Annotated in this window: 12 protein-coding genes and 12 tRNA genes; 18 read left to right on the top strand and 6 right to left on the bottom strand. The window is 45.2% G+C overall.

Annotated elements, in window-relative coordinates; all coding sequences use genetic code 11:
• Positions 1-17 precede the first annotated feature (17 nt).
• Complete coding sequence (hemA, locus tag L4C34_RS10875) at positions 18-1,277, bottom strand: glutamyl-tRNA reductase (protein ID WP_428789359.1); 1,260 nt, start codon at positions 1,275-1,277, stop codon at positions 18-20.
• A gap of 163 nt (positions 1,278-1,440) precedes the next feature.
• Between hemA and lolB the strand changes: the two genes are divergently transcribed.
• The 17 genes from lolB to L4C34_RS10790 all read left to right on the top strand — a co-directional run bounded on the left by lolB (position 1,441) and on the right by L4C34_RS10790 (position 7,590).
• Positions 1,441-2,055 (top strand): lipoprotein insertase outer membrane protein LolB, encoded by a 615-nt coding sequence (lolB, locus tag L4C34_RS10870; RefSeq protein ID WP_428789358.1) that lies wholly within the window; start codon positions 1,441-1,443, stop codon positions 2,053-2,055.
• A complete protein-coding gene (ispE, locus tag L4C34_RS10865) occupies positions 2,052-2,924 on the top strand; it encodes a 4-(cytidine 5'-diphospho)-2-C-methyl-D-erythritol kinase (protein ID WP_428789511.1) in 873 nt (290 codons plus the stop codon). The genes lolB and ispE overlap by 4 nt, the downstream gene beginning before the upstream one ends.
• A 29-nt stretch (positions 2,925-2,953) precedes the next feature.
• A complete protein-coding gene (locus L4C34_RS10860; RefSeq protein ID WP_428789357.1) occupies positions 2,954-3,898 on the top strand; it encodes a ribose-phosphate pyrophosphokinase in 945 nt (314 codons plus the stop codon).
• A gap of 219 nt (positions 3,899-4,117) precedes the next feature.
• Entirely contained in the window at positions 4,118-4,708 is a 591-nt protein-coding gene (gene pth, locus L4C34_RS10855) for an aminoacyl-tRNA hydrolase (RefSeq protein WP_428789356.1), read from the top strand.
• A gap of 11 nt (positions 4,709-4,719) precedes the next feature.
• Positions 4,720-5,811, top strand: a complete 1,092-nt coding sequence (gene ychF, locus L4C34_RS10850; RefSeq protein WP_428789355.1) for a redox-regulated ATPase YchF — start codon at positions 4,720-4,722, stop codon at positions 5,809-5,811.
• Positions 5,812-6,084: 273 nt separating this feature from the next.
• Positions 6,085-6,161: transfer RNA gene (locus tag L4C34_RS10845), tRNA-Met, on the top strand.
• A 32-nt stretch (positions 6,162-6,193) separates the two neighbouring features.
• Positions 6,194-6,278, top strand: a tRNA-Leu gene (locus tag L4C34_RS10840).
• 39 nt (positions 6,279-6,317) lie between these two features.
• Positions 6,318-6,392, top strand: a tRNA-Gln gene (locus L4C34_RS10835).
• Positions 6,393-6,470: 78 nt separating this feature from the next.
• Positions 6,471-6,547 (top strand) — tRNA-Met (locus tag L4C34_RS10830).
• 49 nt (positions 6,548-6,596) lie between these two features.
• Positions 6,597-6,681: transfer RNA gene (locus L4C34_RS10825), tRNA-Leu, on the top strand.
• A 22-nt stretch (positions 6,682-6,703) separates the two neighbouring features.
• Positions 6,704-6,788, top strand: a tRNA-Leu gene (locus tag L4C34_RS10820).
• 45 nt (positions 6,789-6,833) lie between these two features.
• Positions 6,834-6,908, top strand: a tRNA-Gln gene (locus L4C34_RS10815).
• A 77-nt stretch (positions 6,909-6,985) separates the two neighbouring features.
• Positions 6,986-7,070, top strand: a tRNA-Leu gene (locus L4C34_RS10810).
• Between the two features lie 45 nt (positions 7,071-7,115).
• Positions 7,116-7,190, top strand: a tRNA-Gln gene (locus tag L4C34_RS10805).
• 82 nt (positions 7,191-7,272) lie between these two features.
• Positions 7,273-7,357 (top strand) — tRNA-Leu (locus L4C34_RS10800).
• 45 nt (positions 7,358-7,402) lie between these two features.
• Positions 7,403-7,477 (top strand) — tRNA-Gln (locus L4C34_RS10795).
• Positions 7,478-7,513: 36 nt separating this feature from the next.
• Positions 7,514-7,590: transfer RNA gene (locus L4C34_RS10790), tRNA-Met, on the top strand.
• 218 nt (positions 7,591-7,808) lie between these two features.
• Here L4C34_RS10790 and L4C34_RS10785 read toward each other — a convergent pair.
• A complete protein-coding gene (locus L4C34_RS10785) occupies positions 7,809-8,942 on the bottom strand; it encodes a flagellin (RefSeq protein WP_428789354.1) in 1,134 nt (377 codons plus the stop codon).
• A 976-nt stretch (positions 8,943-9,918) separates the two neighbouring features.
• Positions 9,919-11,058, bottom strand: a complete 1,140-nt coding sequence (locus L4C34_RS10780; protein WP_428789353.1) for a flagellin — start codon at positions 11,056-11,058, stop codon at positions 9,919-9,921.
• 145 nt (positions 11,059-11,203) lie between these two features.
• On the opposite strand from L4C34_RS10780, the gene L4C34_RS10775 reads away from it, so the two are divergent.
• Complete coding sequence (locus L4C34_RS10775) at positions 11,204-11,518, top strand: hypothetical protein (protein ID WP_428789352.1); 315 nt, start codon at positions 11,204-11,206, stop codon at positions 11,516-11,518.
• Here L4C34_RS10775 and flgL read toward each other — a convergent pair.
• From flgL to flgJ, 3 genes are all read right to left on the bottom strand, one after another.
• Positions 11,495-12,688 carry a flagellar hook-associated protein FlgL gene (gene flgL / locus L4C34_RS10770; RefSeq protein WP_428789351.1) on the bottom strand — a complete coding sequence of 398 codons (1,194 nt, stop codon included), beginning with the start codon at positions 12,686-12,688 and terminating at the stop codon, positions 11,495-11,497. The two genes, L4C34_RS10775 and flgL, sit on opposite strands and share 24 nt — an antisense overlap.
• A gap of 15 nt (positions 12,689-12,703) precedes the next feature.
• Complete coding sequence (gene flgK, locus L4C34_RS10765) at positions 12,704-14,578, bottom strand: flagellar hook-associated protein FlgK (RefSeq protein WP_428789350.1); 1,875 nt, start codon at positions 14,576-14,578, stop codon at positions 12,704-12,706.
• 195 nt (positions 14,579-14,773) lie between these two features.
• Positions 14,774-15,736 carry a flagellar assembly peptidoglycan hydrolase FlgJ gene (gene flgJ / locus L4C34_RS10760; RefSeq protein ID WP_428789349.1) on the bottom strand — a complete coding sequence of 321 codons (963 nt, stop codon included), beginning with the start codon at positions 15,734-15,736 and terminating at the stop codon, positions 14,774-14,776.
• Between the last annotated feature and the right edge of the window lie 15 nt (positions 15,737-15,751).

Raw genomic sequence — 15,751 nt, 5'->3', positions numbered from 1 at the left:
CTCAAAAATAGATTTAATTATTGTGTTTCGTCTAAGCCTAAGCTTTGACGGATCACTGTCAATTTACTAGGTTCACCTTGCTCGGCAGCCTTCTGCAATGCTCGAGTTGGCGCGTGAATCAATTTATTAGTCAGCTTGTTGCTAAGCTCGAGCAATACTTTCTCTGGGTCTTGCCCCAACGCGAGTGCCTGCAGACTTTTGCTCAACAGCTCTTCACGTATAGAGTTCGACGACGTACGGTACTCTCGGATACTGTCGACAGCATGCAAAGAACGCATCCAACTCATAAAAGCAGCGCTTTCTTCACTGACAATCGCTTCAGCTTGTACGGCTTCCACTTTACGCTGCTCGATATTGCCATCAACGATAGATTGTAAGTCATCGACACTATACAGGTAAGCGTCGCTAAGCTCAGAAACTTGTGGCTCGATATCTCTCGGCACCGCAATATCGACCAACAACACTGGCTGATAACGACGTGCTTTCAGAGCACTTTCAACCATACCTTTACCGATGATCGGCAGAGGGCTGGCCGTAGAACTAATCACAATATCCGCTTCATACAGGTGCTCAGGGATCTCGTTTAACGTGATCACATGCCCTGCAAACGATTCTGCCAAGGCCAAGGCACGTTCTTTCGTGCGGTTGGCAACAATGATTTTACGGCAACCGTGTCCCGATAAATGCTTCGCCACCAATTCAATGGTTTCCCCAGCACCGACTAACATGACGGTGAGATCTGCCAGTGACTCAAAGATCTGCTTAGCTAAAGTACAAGCGGCATAGGCAACAGACACCGCACTACCACCAATCTCCGTTTCCGTTCTTACCCGCTTTGCAACAGAGAAAGTCTTTTGAAACAGTTTCTCTGTTGATGGGTCAACCGCTTGGTGTTCCTTCGCATCCGTGTAGGCTTGTTTAACCTGCCCCAAGATTTGCGGCTCACCTAAGACCAAAGAGTCCAAACCACATGCCACCCGCATCAAATGCTTAATTGCGGCTTGCTCTTCATGCACGTATAAACAAGGCTTAATATCTTCAGGGTTCACTTGATGAAACTGAATCAACCAGTCGATCACTCGGCTCTTGCTTGCTGGCTTAACGTCGCAATACACCTCGGTTCGGTTACACGTAGAAAGGATAACGCTACCGTTAACGTACTCATTTGCCGTAAGCTGTTTCAGCGCTTCAGATAACTTATCTGGGCCAAATGCCACTTTTTCGCGCAGCTCTACCGACGCTGTATTGTGATTGATACCAATAGCGAGCAAGGACATGTGTGCAGGTTTCTCTGGGTTGGAATGGTGGAATAAGCTGGCAATTTTACTTTATGCCCTAGTGTATTAAAAGAGCAAGCGTGATTTGTTTTCATCGCTTCTTAAATTCAATGATATAGTAGCGGGTAAACTCACTGATAAACTGTATGAATTGCGAGCACATATGAGATCGCTGAAAAAACTGTTTCTATTGGTTTCGGTCCTCTTTATCGTGTCTGGCTGCAGCACACTACCGAAAAGCCAGACAAATGTGCAATGGCAAGCACAACAGCAGCAACTCTCAGCCATCCATAGCTATCGAGCGACAGGAAAGCTAACCTACTTATCGCCATCACAGAAGCAATCCCTCTATTTTCAGTGGAAGCACAGCCCTACTCGTAGCCAACTGCGCCTCACCACCTTTTTAGGTCAATCCGTATTGAACTTGACGATGACTCCACAAGGATCAAAAGTCACCACATACAATGGCAATACCTATCAAAACCACGACCCAAGAATACTTGTTTCTCGCTTAACCGGATTATCTATCCCAGTCGCCCAATTACAAAATTGGCTCCTCGGCCAGCCTACAGGGGCGGATCAATACCAACAAAATATCACTAATACCCTTGCGTCTTTGTCTAAGGAGATCAATGGGGAACAGTGGGCTTTAACTTACAAAAGCTACACCGATGAAACCTTTGCCGGAAAAACTCTGCCGCTACCGAGCCAGCTGTCACTTAAGCAAGGTTCAACCACACTCAATATTGTGATTTCAAAATGGGTTCTCAAGCAATGATCGCACAAACGACTCAGTGGCCCTCTCCCGCCAAACTGAATTTATTTCTCTATATTAATGGCAAGCTTAGTTCTGGCTACCACGAGCTGCAAACCCTATTTCAGTTTCTAGATCACGGCGATACACTTTCAATTCTCGCCAACAATTCAGGAGAAATTTCTCTTAGCCCTGCAATCCCTGGGGTATCTCTAGAAGAAAACCTGATCTGGAAAGCGGCCAACGCACTTAAGCAAGCAACCGGTTGTCCGTTTGGCGCGCACATTGAGCTAGAGAAAATATTACCGATGGGAGGAGGGATTGGAGGCGGCTCATCCAACGCAGCTACGACCCTGGTCGCACTGAATCATTTATGGCAAACACAATTGTCAGATGACGAGTTAGCAGCGCTTGCTTTACCACTTGGTGCCGATGTGCCCGTGTTTGTTCGTGGCTTCTCTGCTTTTGCTGAAGGTGTTGGAGAACAGCTCACTCCAACAGAACCTGATGAAAAGTGGTATTTAGTCGTTCGCCCAAATGTGAGTATATCGACCGCTGAAATATTCCAACACCCTAACCTTACTCGCGATACAACAAAATTGCCTCTAGACTTTATATTGTCGCAGCCATACGTAAACGATTGCGAAAAAATTGTGCGAATGCTGTACCCAGAGGTTGATAAGCAACTTTCATGGCTGCTACAATACGCGCCGTCAAGATTGACGGGGACAGGTTCCTGTATATTTTCGGAATTTGAGAGCAGATCTGAAGCAGAATCTCTCTATACTCGACTTCCTGACACTGTCTCTGCGTTTGTCGCTCAAGGGCGAAATCTGTCACCATTGACGCAGAGGCTGGCTGAATACCAATCAGCCCACAACCATTCTATTTAAAAACTGGACGCAACCCTGAGGTTTCTACCGTGCCTGATATGAAGCTATTTGCTGGTAACGCAACACCTGAACTAGCCCAACGTATTGCTGACCGTCTATACATCTCTCTTGGTGATGCCGCTGTTGATCGTTTCTCCGATGGAGAAGTCGCAGTGCAAATCAACGAAAATGTTCGTGGTAGTGATGTATTCATTATTCAATCAACTTGCGCACCAACTAACGACAACCTAATGGAGTTAGTGGTCATGATTGATGCAATGCGCCGTGCTTCAGCTGGCCGTATTACTGCCGTCATTCCATATTTCGGCTATGCCCGTCAAGATAGACGCGTGCGTTCAGCCCGTGTTCCTATTACCGCAAAAGTGGTCGCAGACTTCCTATCTAACGTTGGTGTCGATCGTGTTTTAACCATTGATTTGCACGCTGAGCAAATTCAAGGTTTCTTCGATGTCCCTGTCGACAACATCTTCGGCACTCCAGTACTGCTAGAGGACATGAAAAACCGTGGCTTGGAAAACCCAGTCGTGGTATCTCCTGATCTAGGCGGTGTTGTTCGAGCTCGCGCAACCGCAAAAGCGCTAGATGATATTGATATCGCCATCGTTGACAAGCGTCGTCCTCGTGCCAACGTTTCTGAAGTGATGAACCTCATTGGTGATGTCGAAGGTCGTGACTGTGTGATCGTCGATGACATGATTGATACTGGCGGCACATTATGTAAAGCAGCTGAAGCACTAAAAGAGCGTGGCGCTAAGCGAGTTTTTGCTTATGCAACGCACGCCGTGTTCTCTGGCAATGCTGCAGAAAACATCAAAAACTCTGTGCTAGACCAAGTCATCATTACTGATTCGATTCCTGTTGCAGATAAAATGCTGAAAACTGGCAAGGTCACCACCTTGAGCCTATCACGCATGCTGGCTGAAGCCATTCGCCGTATCAGCAACGAAGAATCTATCTCAGCCATGTTTCGTTAATGAGCAGATTGTTATAGCTCATTCATCGTACCAAACGCTGAAATGCCAAAGCACTTCATAATGTTATGAGGTGCTTTTTTATTTCCGCCCCCGATACAAATCGCGCCAATAGTATCAACGCTTCGCCAACCGAAAAGCTGCCCAAATAAGCATCTTCATGTTGGTTGGTTATATATGCTATGATAGCGCGCTTTTTGAGTTCCTAGAGAGATCCTAACATTGAGCCAACAAATAAAACTTCTTGTCGGACTGGCCAACCCTGGCCCTGAGTATAAACAAACTCGACATAACGCAGGTGCATGGGTAGTGGAAGAGCTAGCCAGAAACCACAATGTTATCTTAAAAAATGACACCAAGTTTTATGGCTTAACCGGACGTATCATGGTCAATGGACAAGACTTGCGCTTGCTCATCCCAACGACCTTCATGAATTTGTCGGGGAAGGCAATCTCGGCGTTAGCGAAGTTTTATCAGATCCTTCCAGAAGAGATCATGGTCGCGCACGATGAACTCGACCTACCACCGGGTATCGCGAAATTTAAAAAAGGTGGCGGCCATGGCGGCCACAATGGACTCAGAGACACAATCAGTAAACTGAGCAACAACAAAGAATTTTACCGCCTGCGGATTGGCATTGGCCATCCTGGGCATAAAGATAGAGTATCAGGTTATGTGCTGGGCAAAGCGCCCGCTAAAGAACAAGAATGTCTAGATGCCGTAGTCGACGAATCGGTACGCAGCTTAGATATTTTGCTAAAAGATGGTTTAGCCAAGGCACAAAATCGACTACATACGTTCAAAGCTGAATAAAGGTTATTATCATGGGATTTAAATGTGGCATTGTTGGCCTACCAAATGTGGGCAAATCGACACTGTTTAATGCATTGACTAAAGCGGGAATCGAAGCGGCAAACTTCCCATTCTGCACTATCGAGCCAAACACAGGCATCGTACCTGTGCCAGATTTACGTCTAGACGCACTGGCTAAAATTGTAAACCCAAAGAAAATCCTGGCAACCACGATGGAATTTGTGGATATCGCAGGCTTAGTTGCTGGTGCATCAAAAGGCGAAGGCTTAGGTAACAAATTCCTGGCTAACATCCGTGAAACGGATGCGATTGGCCACGTTGTGCGCTGTTTTGAGAACGAAAACATTATTCACGTTTCAGGTAAAGTATCGCCGATTGAAGATATCGAAGTCATCAATTTAGAGCTAGCTTTAGCCGATCTTGATTCATGTGAGCGTGCTCTGCAGCGCAATGCCAAGAAAGCCAAAGGCGGCGACAAAGATGCCAAATTTGAAGTCACCGTACTTGAAAAAATGCTTCCTATCCTTACCGAAGGTGGCATGGCAAGAACCGTTGAATTAAGTAAAGAAGAGTTAGCAGCAATCGGCTACCTTAACTTCTTAACGTTAAAACCAACCATGTACATCGCCAATGTCAACGAAGATGGCTTCGAAAACAACCCTTATCTCGATGCTGTACGCGAGTTCGCAGAGAAAGAAAATAATGTTGTCGTTCCAGTTTGCGCCGCCATTGAATCTGAACTCTCTGAACTAGATGACGAAGATCGCGAAGAATTCCTAGCCGATATGGGCATCGAAGAACCAGGTTTGAATCGAGTGATTCGCTCTGGCTACGATCTATTGACGCTACAAACCTACTTTACTGCTGGCGTACAAGAAGTTCGCGCTTGGACTATTCCTATCGGTGCGACGGCTCCACAATCCGCGGGTAAGATCCATACCGACTTTGAAAAAGGCTTCATCCGAGCGGAAGTCGTGGGCTACGACGATTTCATTCAGTACGACGGTGAAAGCGGCGCGAAAGAAGCGGGTAAATGGCGATTAGAAGGGAAAGATTACATTGTCAAAGATGGTGATGTCGTACATTTCCGTTTTAACGTGTAAAAACTCGCCAACCGAATCTAAGAGCCAGCTTAACCGCTGGCTTTTTATATTGTTCTCTACTATTTATCCTTCATTCCTTTCTCACACTGGTTCTTGTTTCCTTGCCGTTTTTTTTACTACTTTAGCTTACAAACACACCTTTCTGTTCAAAAAGACAACGAACGAGATATTTATACAAATTTATTAAAAAAAACGGTTGACGAGATCCGCTCAACTCCGCATAATGCGCCCCGTTCCCAACGAGATATCACATCTCAGAGGGGAGTTAGAAATGGCTACGTAGCTCAGCTGGTTAGAGCACATCACTCATAATGATGGGGTCACAGGTTCGAATCCCGTCGTAGCCACCATTTCTAACCATGGAAACATGCACAAAAAGAATGCGGAAGTGGCGGAATTGGTAGACGCACCAGATTTAGGTTCTGGCGCCGTAAGGTGTGAGAGTTCAAGTCTCTCCTTCCGCACCATTCTTTTGGGAAGATTAGACTCGCGAAAGCAGTCATAGTTGGGCTATCGCCAAGTGGTAAGGCAGCGGCTTTTGATGCCGCCATCCCCTGGTTCGAATCCAGGTAGCCCAGCCAAATTTTATTTGTGTGAACATTTAAAAAAATGTTGGCACAACGAGAGAGATTATATTATATTGTCTCGCTCAAAACTAAGGCTACGTAGCTCAGCTGGTTAGAGCACATCACTCATAATGATGGGGTCACAGGTTCGAATCCCGTCGTAGCCACCATAATTCAATAATTTGTCTATATGACAGATTATGAATAGGACATCGACACGCGGAAGTGGCGGAATTGGTAGACGCACCAGATTTAGGTTCTGGCGCCGTAAGGTGTGAGAGTTCAAGTCTCTCCTTCCGCACCATGTCGAAAGTCCCTAGAATAATGCGGAAGTGGCGGAATTGGTAGACGCACCAGATTTAGGTTCTGGCGCCGCAAGGTGTGAGAGTTCAAGTCTCTCCTTCCGCACCATTATTCTTAAAGGAATAAACACGCTTATTAATAAGCTGTTGCAGTTGGGCTATCGCCAAGTGGTAAGGCAGCGGCTTTTGATGCCGCCATCCCCTGGTTCGAGTCCAGGTAGCCCAGCCAATCTCTCTTTGATGCTATCATTAAGAGAAGAACAACGTCTCGTTGATTAACCAATCATCAGCGAAGACCACAAACATGCGGAAGTGGCGGAATTGGTAGACGCACCAGATTTAGGTTCTGGCGCCGCAAGGTGTGAGAGTTCAAGTCTCTCCTTCCGCACCATTATTCTGAGAAGAATAGACTTGCTGAAATAATGCAGTCAACTGTTGGGCTATCGCCAAGTGGTAAGGCAGCGGCTTTTGATGCCGCCATCCCCTGGTTCGAGTCCAGGTAGCCCAGCCAATTTCTCTTTTAAAGCTATTGTTTTAGAGAAAAGTACAACGTCTCATTGATTAACCAATCATCAGTGAAGACTACAAAACATGCGGAAGTGGCGGAATTGGTAGACGCACCAGATTTAGGTTCTGGCGCCGCAAGGTGTGAGAGTTCAAGTCTCTCCTTCCGCACCATTATTCTGAGAAGAATAGACTTGCTGAAATAATGCAGTCARCTGTTGGGCTATCGCCAAGTGGTAAGGCAGCGGCTTTTGATGCCGCCATCCCCTGGTTCGAATCCAGGTAGCCCAGCCACTATTTCTTCCCCCAAGAAATAGAATATTTAGGAATGGCTACGTAGCTCAGCTGGTTAGAGCACATCACTCATAATGATGGGGTCACAGGTTCGAATCCCGTCGTAGCCACCATCCTAGAAATCCCAAAATCTTAATTCCCTATCTGTTATATCTTTACCATTTTTTTGCTTAGTCGTAAGCTAGTTTTCTCTTGATTATCTATTTGTAATACTTCAGAACCGATCCTGCCTACATACTGCTTTGAGATAGAATCAAATCATTAGTAGATGCCAAATTTCAGGCAAAAAATAACCCGGCTACAGCCAGGTTATTCACTCTCACATTATACTTTACCCAAGAAGCCCTAAGGCCGTTGTGGGAGCCTGCTTGGCCTGTGCGAGAACCGCACTGGATGCTTGCGTAAGGATCTGCGACTTGGTAAGCGCAGTCGTCTCTTTGGCAAAGTCGGTATCTTTGATTCGGCTCTTCGACGCGTTAACATTTTCGTTAATATTATCTAAGTTGCTGATCGCATGACTCAACCTGTTTTGAACCGCACCTAACCCAGCTCGGGAGCTATCTACATACTTAAGTGCTGAATCAAGCACACTAACCGCTTCTTGCGCCCCCCCAACAGTCGTAACATCAAGACTATCGACATCAACTTGCTTGCCTTGCTGCATTGACAAGTCATTAGCTAATCCTCCGGAAAACGACACCGGTCCAGCTACCTTCGTTTTACCTGCGTAAATTTGTAGCTGTCCATTTTCATTAACTGAGGCGTTTACTGCATCATTTTGACCATTGATGTAGGTCGCCAATTCCTCAATATCATCGCCTGCTTTCGCATTGACGACCACATTCCTTTGTTGACCCTGATCATCAGTAAAATCTATGTTAAGGTCAGTTGCACCTTGCTGCACCTTCCAATTTGCATCCTTACCATTTGCCGCAACATAACTAGTTCCTCCCATATGGGCATTGTCAGAGCGCATGTCCGCCATGGTGATCATTAGTGCCTCACCACTATTAGCACCAATCTGAAATGCACTGGTATCAAAAGTACCATTGAGAAGTCTCTTACCACCGAATGAGGTCGTTTCTGCAATCCTATTCAGCTCTTTATTCAATGCACCTACTTCTTGCTGAATCGCCACACGTTCTGACTTTGAGTTGGAACCATTGGCTGATTGAAGTGATAAGTCTCGCATACGTTGCAGGATAGACGTACTCTCTGTCATCGCTCCTTCCGCAGTTTGCGCGATAGAAATACCATCATTAGCATTTCTCACTGCGATATCTAAACCACGGCTTTGTGAGGTTAATCGGTTCGAAATTTGCAAACCCGCCGCGTCATCCTTCGAACTGTTAATTCTGAACCCGGAAGACAAGCGTTCCATTGCAGTCTCCTGCGCAGACTGAGCACTGTTTAAGTAGCGCTGTGCGGTCATTGCAGAGACATTTGTATTTACATTCACTGCCATAGTGATTTCTCCTGTTGATTTTCCGATAAATCGAAAGTGCCAAACGGTTTCCGACGTCTCGGAAATCCAAATGAGTTCTCTCAAAGTTACCTTTAATAACGACAACAATTAGAAATCCTTTAAATAAAAATTCGCTCATTCTCGAAAATGTTATAAAAACATATGGTGATATGACACATGCAGCAAATTAGGCAAAAATAACTAAAGTTTTCCTCGTAATGGCCGAGCAAGAAATCGTTTAGGTTTCGTACATGCAACAGAGAATATAGCCTTAGTGTATTGATTTAATTAGATAAAAATTAACAAGGATCAAGAAAGGAACTGCAATTTCTAAACGACTGATTTGCCTAAACAGTATTGGCAGCTTATGTAAGCAAACATGACTTTATTATATTCCGCTCCCTTAAACTTCTATATATTCAACTAAAAACATATGATCGATAAATAAACATCCAATCTAAGTTGCAACATTAAATTAGTCACTAGATTACTTTCACCTATATTGCAATTCACGAAACTCTATCACCTACTTCACCACTAGCAACCGATATGACTTAGCATTCTCAATGATGTATGAATTGTCAGAGCAAGAGAACAACTTCACGACGTCAGCATCAATGATAAACGTTGGAAGCTCAGGTATAGGGCTATGTCGTGAAAAGTATGGATCTGTAGACTAGTCAACATAGCGGAAGCGCCACTATGAAGCCACTCTGTAGAAGACAGTAAATCAGATAAGGTAAACTGCAGGAAAAAGAAAAGCCCCTGCCTTTGAGAGAACGGGGGCTATTTGGTAGGTCAGCGCCAATATAGAGATCAAGAGAAATGAACGCCTATTTCTGACCGAGTACATGATTAACTTTATTTACAGAACAATTAAGTGAGAGAGCTCTGTAACTAATGATAACCATGCTTTACCAATGAAGACCCCACGACAATCCACGTCTGAATACCGCTTAATGAGGCCATCATTTTACTACTGCAATAACGATAATGCAGAGTTTGGTAACTGTTTCGCTTGAGCAAGTATCGATGTACCTGCCTGTTGCAATATTTGTGCTTTAGTTAGGTTGGTGGTTTCTTTCGCGAAATCTGTATCTTTGATTCGGCTATTCGATGCTTCCACGTTTTCTTGGATATTAGCCAAGTTATTGATACTATGACCTAATCTGTTTTGTTTCGCACCAAGCTCTGCTCGCTCTGAGTCCACATAGCGCAGTGCTGAATCAATTATAGAGATCGCACTTTGCGCACCACCCACGCTTCTAATGTCCACATCTCGCACTGTCGTCGCCTTACCTGGGCCACCATTTAGCCCAAGTTCCGTCGCCAATCCACCCGACATATTGAGGTTTCCTTGCAAATGGGGTTCAGCCATAAACAACTGCAATTTTCCGTCTTGATCGACCGATGCTTGAATCATATGAGACTGACCGTTAATATAAGTGGCCAGTTCTTCAATGTCATCTCCCGGTTTGGCGCTTATATCTATAGTCTGAGGCTCGCCTTTTTTATCTGTAAACTCTAGCTTTAGATCTCTCGCTGTAGGCGGGACACCCCAGCTTTCTGTTTTACCATTTTCTGCGATGAAGGCTTGCCCTCCCATTTTCGGCTCATCAGCTCGGATACTAGTCAAGCTGATAATCATCGCCTCACCTGCACTGGCACCAATTTGAAAGGCTGATTCACCAAAACTTCCGTTTAGAAGTTTCCGACCACCAAATGAGGTCGTCTCCGCGATTCGGTTTAACTCAGTTTCCAAAGCTTCTGATTCTTCATTCAGAGCCTGCCTTTCAGATGCGGAGTTAGTACCATTCGCCGATTGCAGTGCCAAATCCCGCATTCTTTGCAGCACATTAGTTGACTCGTTCATTGCCCCTTCAGCGGTCTGTGCAATAGAAATACCGTCATTCGCGTTACGCATTGCCACATCTAAGCCTCTAGACTGCGCAGTTAAGCGGTTGGATATTTGTAGACCTGCTGCATCGTCTTTCGCACTATTAATGCGATTACCGGAAGATAAGCGCTCCATCGACGTGTTAAGCTCGCCCGTCGCCTTGTTTAGATAACGCTGAGCTGTTAATGCTGAAACGTTGGTATTTACTGTAATAGTCATAAGTTTGCACCCCTAATGAGTTCGCAACTCCTTGCGAAGCGGCCAGCGTGTAACATCGTTAAGTGCTGACCGTAAAGGCTATGTCGGAGAACTCTGCGAATCCGAACTGCCGCTCTAATACTCTATATTGGTTAATACAAGTAGCATGCCAATATTGAAAACTCATTTAAAAATTAAATTTTTCTTTATTTTTCATAAGGTTGAAAGGTGTCAGTTTTATCAACCTTGTCTCTCAACTTCCCTGCAATGCCACTTGCCGCTTATTGCCGCTCACGGAATTGCCGCTTTTCCTACCGTATTTGTTGGTCATTGTGGGGCGCTTATGGCGTGGCTCATAAGGCGACCAAGTGAAAAATTAGAAGGTGGGTATTGTGTTAATTCTTTTATTGAACAACGCTGCGATCCTAGCCAGAAGGCCAGCAGTTACATCAAACAATTAGATATAGTTAAACAAGCTTAAATCTTTGGTTTTTCCGAACGCGAGCTGCGAAGCCTGCAGCGCTCTTGAGTTTTCGTTAAATTCAATCACCGCATGGGCATAATCCAAATCTTCAAAATTGCCTTTCGATTTTTCCAGAGAAATATTGAAGTCTTCATGTTGCTGCTCTTGGAAGTCGAGGGTACTAAGACGCGAGCCTATGTCAGAGTGCACTTTGTTCAAATGAATAAAGGCGGCATGAAACTCTTCCACGACCTGTTGCAACTTAGCGGTGTTGGACGCATCCGACACTGAGCCTTTCGAATACTCAATCGAATCTTTCAATGTATCGAATATGCTGAATGTTTTTCTCGGTTCTAGCGTCAGGCTATCGCCGGCAGTAACCTGCCCTTTCACTTGAATAGTTAAGTCATTGAACTTGATGCCTGAGGCTGGATCAAAGTCACCGGCTTGTACCACGCCGCCATTTTGCTCTAATTGATAACCAAACTTGCCGTTCGCCATATCGACAAAAGTCACTTTATAGGTTGAGTCGTCACCGTCGTCTAAATTTGTCGCGCGGGACAATAAGAGTTCTGAACCTGATTGCAATTGATACTGTGGCTCGTAGTCACCATAGGGATTGGTGATCTCCATAAAAACTTTACTGCCCGGATCGTTCACTGGCATATCCAAGCTATTCGATACCTTCATCTTACGTTGGTAGTCGTCACCGTTGTAACTGACTTGGCCATCATTATCCCGAAAGAAAGGTTGATTCTTAGGCTTAGTTCCCGCAAAGACATAGTTACCGGATTCATCCTGAACATTGGACAGGCCAAGCATATTATTAGCCAGCTCCCTCAACTCTTGAGTCTTGGCCTCACGGTCTTCTTTCGACAGCGAGCCATTGATCATTTCCATCACCGTTCGTTTCGATTCATCGGTGAATTTCTCTGCATTAGAAACGATCACCTCGTGATTCTCTAAACGATTCCGTACCAAAACAATGGCATTAAGGTATTGTCGAATTTGCTCAGATTGCTGGCCAAGCTCTTGTACGTAGTGCGTAGCAAGAGGGTCATCCCCCGCAGTGAGTAGCTTTTTACCTGATGCCAATTGCTCTTGGTTATGGTGTATTTTGGCTTCTTGACGACGGATATCATTTTGCACTGCTTGATAACTGTGGAAGCTAGAAATACGATTGATCATGCAACTCTACCCCCGTTACCTGAGCCGAAGAATGGTGTTAAACGTGTCATTAGCGGCCTGCATAATTCTCGATGAAGCCATGTAGGTTTGCTGAAATTTCATCATATTGGCCGCTTCCTCATCCAGGTTAACCCCAGAGATCGATGCGATACGCTCTTGAGCAGATTCTTTCTCTAAGCGGGAAATATCGGTCAGACGCGATGCCGTGGCAGTTCTCAACCCAACATCAGTACTGAGATTATTGTACAGATCCAACACCGTGGATTCGTTGCCATTGAGTGTTTTATCTGTTTGAAGATTCTGCATTTTCAGCAAGTTACCGTTATCACCTTCAGATGGCACAAGATTGGCCGTGAATTTGTCATTAGGTAATGCGCCACCAGTTAATTCAAATGTGGTGCCCTGAACGGTAACAGGCCCTGAAGGAGGATAATCGCTAGGCTGGGTCAGCAGTTTTCCTTTAGTGTCGGTAACAACAAACTGATTCCCTTGCGGTGAAACTAAAACTTCAAACTCTCGCAACTGGCCTGCTTTGAGGATATTGAACTTGGCGCTGCCCTGCGCAAATGTCGTTGAAGCTTCATAGCTTTGCGCTGCAATTTCTCTCGCGTCATTGGTTTCCATTTTCATTTGCGCTGCCGCTTGGCGAGTTGGACGAATCAAAACCTTTTCTCCGCTCGCTAAATCATTACGAACTTCAACGCGCATCCCGTCTAATACAATGGCGCCCCCAACTACAGGGACAGTGAGAGACTCACCACTTGGGCGAGTAATGACATAATCACTTCCGTCATATTTCAGTGAATATTCACCCGCTTTTATCTGATTGGGATCTTCAATATAAGCCGCTAAGTCCGCTTTGGAGTCTCCAGACGCCACAATGCGCGATTTGGCGATGCTCTCAGAGTTAATGTCGGTAAAGATATTGCGGCCCACATCGCCACGTAAATCCAGCCCTTGAGACTGAAGTTTGTTCACCTCATAGGTAAAAGCAGAAGCCATGCGACCCAACTCATCCATTAAATGGGGGATTTCGTTGTCACGCATATCCAGAAAAGCGCCGATCTTGCCATCGATGTCCTTACTAGTAATCGCTTTGATGCCTTTCCCTTCAATCATGGCCAAGCGGTGTTTATGGACATCAGGGTAACCATCCATCATGGCCAATTTGCTGGCCTCAGTACCGGATACCAAGGTATGCCCATTGCCAATAAGAATGTTGAAACCTTCTCCATTCTTACGAGGGGTTACGGTCACTTTGGTGTAATCAGAAAGTTCGGCAATCAGCTTCTCATGTTGATCCATCAAGTCATTATGCGGCCCTGGAGACTTCAACATTAAACGTTGTAAGTCGCGCAGCTCCAACGCCAAATCATTCACACGTTCGACGCCAAGCTTCAGCTTATCGTTTGCCACATCCGACTGATGGCGGATCGTCTCATGAAACTCGTTCATGCTCTTGGTGATCATTTCCGCCTTTTCTAGCACGATCTTACGTGCACCCATGTCGTTCGGGCTATCGGCAAGCGTTTTCACCGCATCAAACCATTCGTTAAAATTTTCTGGGATTTTTTTCGACGATACTGAAGACAACATGCTCACCAGCATTTGTAGATTTTCTTCGACATCTTTTTTATTGGCGTAACTGGTGGTGGAGGTGTTCATTTCGCTAACGGCAAACTGGTCCCATGAGCGGCGAACATTGTCCACATGCACACCCATACCATAAGTTTCACCACCATATCGTCTTGGCGTGTTCGTGCCTTGGATAACGGACTGACGACTATATCCATCGGTGTTCACATTAGTAATATTGTGACCAGTTGTATTTAACTGTTTCTGAGCAGTGAGTACGCCTTGCAAACCCACATTCAGAATATCCGATGACATATTGCCCCCTAAGTCTGTTACTGCCAGCTCACGCTGAGCTTAAACTAAGGTAAGCAACTTATGTGCCATCGACTTAGATTGCCGCTGCAATAGCTAAAGCCGAAGAAGATCCAACGAAAGTAATAGAAAAGACAAATTCAAAAGCAGAGGATGAGCCTGATGTAGGCTCAATGGAGGAAAGAGAAAGTAGAAGTTCTACATGGTGTCTATTTTATGTTTAATCCTCAGAATCTTATCGGAGTACTGTGGATCGGTCGCATAACCTGCCGAATGTATGCCGCGGATAAACTCGGCACCATTGCCACTCGCCAACGCGTGTTCATATCTTGGGTTAGATTGTAAGAAATGGACATAATCATTGAAGCTGTCTTGGTAGCTATCATAAGCACGGAATGAAGCTTTTTCCATTACAGGTACACCTGATTGATATTCCAAGGTTTGCGTTGCCACTTTATTGCCATGCCAGCTACGATCGGCTTTGATATTAAATAGATTATTACTGCTCCCCGCCACATTCTTAACCACCTTTTTACCCCAACCCGTTTCCAGCGCCGCCTGAGCCAACAATAAGGAGCTGTCGACGCCCAATGCTTTAGCAGCCTTCTCAGCGTATGGTTTCATTGAGGTAATAAAGGATTTCGGTGATTCAAATGAGACAGGACGAGCCATTTGTACATCAGCAGAAGAGGCAATCGGCACGGCCTCTTTGTTATCTTTGCTATCTTCATTCGTTAGCAGCACGTTATTTGCCATTGGTACGCTACGGTTATGAGCCTGTACCTTTTTCATGACTTGATCAAAGTTAGAAGTACGTGAGGCTGCATTTGGGTTATCAATCTGCCCTTTACTGAGCTGAGCAACTATCATGTCGGCTAGGCCGAGAGAGCCAGAGCTGCTAAGATCACTCGCCATTTGCTCATCCAGCATATTGCGATAGAACTTACCGTTTTGCCCTTGGGTCATATCAGATTCAAAAGCTGCATTAGCACTACGCATTGATTTAAATAGCATCGAGGTAAAAATGGCCTCAAACTGCTTAGCTGCGCCAGTAAGCGCCGCTTTCTCACTTTTCTTATCGCCATTAATCGCTTGTTGACGAAAATGATCTAAGCTCGCGATATCATGGATAAAACCAACATCATTTTTATTGTCTATCATGATTTAGCTCCTACG

It is taken from the genome of Vibrio profundum (assembly GCF_050337555.1).
Classification (GTDB): Bacteria; Pseudomonadota; Gammaproteobacteria; order Enterobacterales; family Vibrionaceae; genus Vibrio; species Vibrio profundum.
This window is presented reverse-complemented; position numbering and strand designations above follow the sequence as displayed.

What these genes read in the sequence shown, in the direction of transcription:
- flgJ (WP_428789349.1), bottom strand. Translation starts at nt 15,736, where the DNA reads ATGATAGACAATAAAAATGATGTTGGTTTTATCCATGATATCGCGAGC.
- L4C34_RS10780 (WP_428789353.1), bottom strand. Translation starts at nt 11,058, where the DNA reads ATGACTATTACAGTAAATACCAACGTTTCAGCATTAACAGCTCAGCGT.
- L4C34_RS10785 (WP_428789354.1), bottom strand. Translation starts at nt 8,942, where the DNA reads ATGGCAGTGAATGTAAATACAAATGTCTCTGCAATGACCGCACAGCGC.
- ychF (WP_428789355.1), top strand. Translation starts at nt 4,720, where the DNA reads ATGGGATTTAAATGTGGCATTGTTGGCCTACCAAATGTGGGCAAATCG.
- flgL (WP_428789351.1), bottom strand. Translation starts at nt 12,688, where the DNA reads ATGATCAATCGTATTTCTAGCTTCCACAGTTATCAAGCAGTGCAAAAT.
- flgK (WP_428789350.1), bottom strand. Translation starts at nt 14,578, where the DNA reads ATGTCATCGGATATTCTGAATGTGGGTTTGCAAGGCGTACTCACTGCT.
- L4C34_RS10775 (WP_428789352.1), top strand. Translation starts at nt 11,204, where the DNA reads ATGCCAATATTGAAAACTCATTTAAAAATTAAATTTTTCTTTATTTTT.
- hemA (WP_428789359.1), bottom strand. Translation starts at nt 1,277, where the DNA reads ATGTCCTTGCTCGCTATTGGTATCAATCACAATACAGCGTCGGTAGAG.
- ispE (WP_428789511.1), top strand. Translation starts at nt 2,052, where the DNA reads ATGATCGCACAAACGACTCAGTGGCCCTCTCCCGCCAAACTGAATTTA.
- lolB (WP_428789358.1), top strand. Translation starts at nt 1,441, where the DNA reads ATGAGATCGCTGAAAAAACTGTTTCTATTGGTTTCGGTCCTCTTTATC.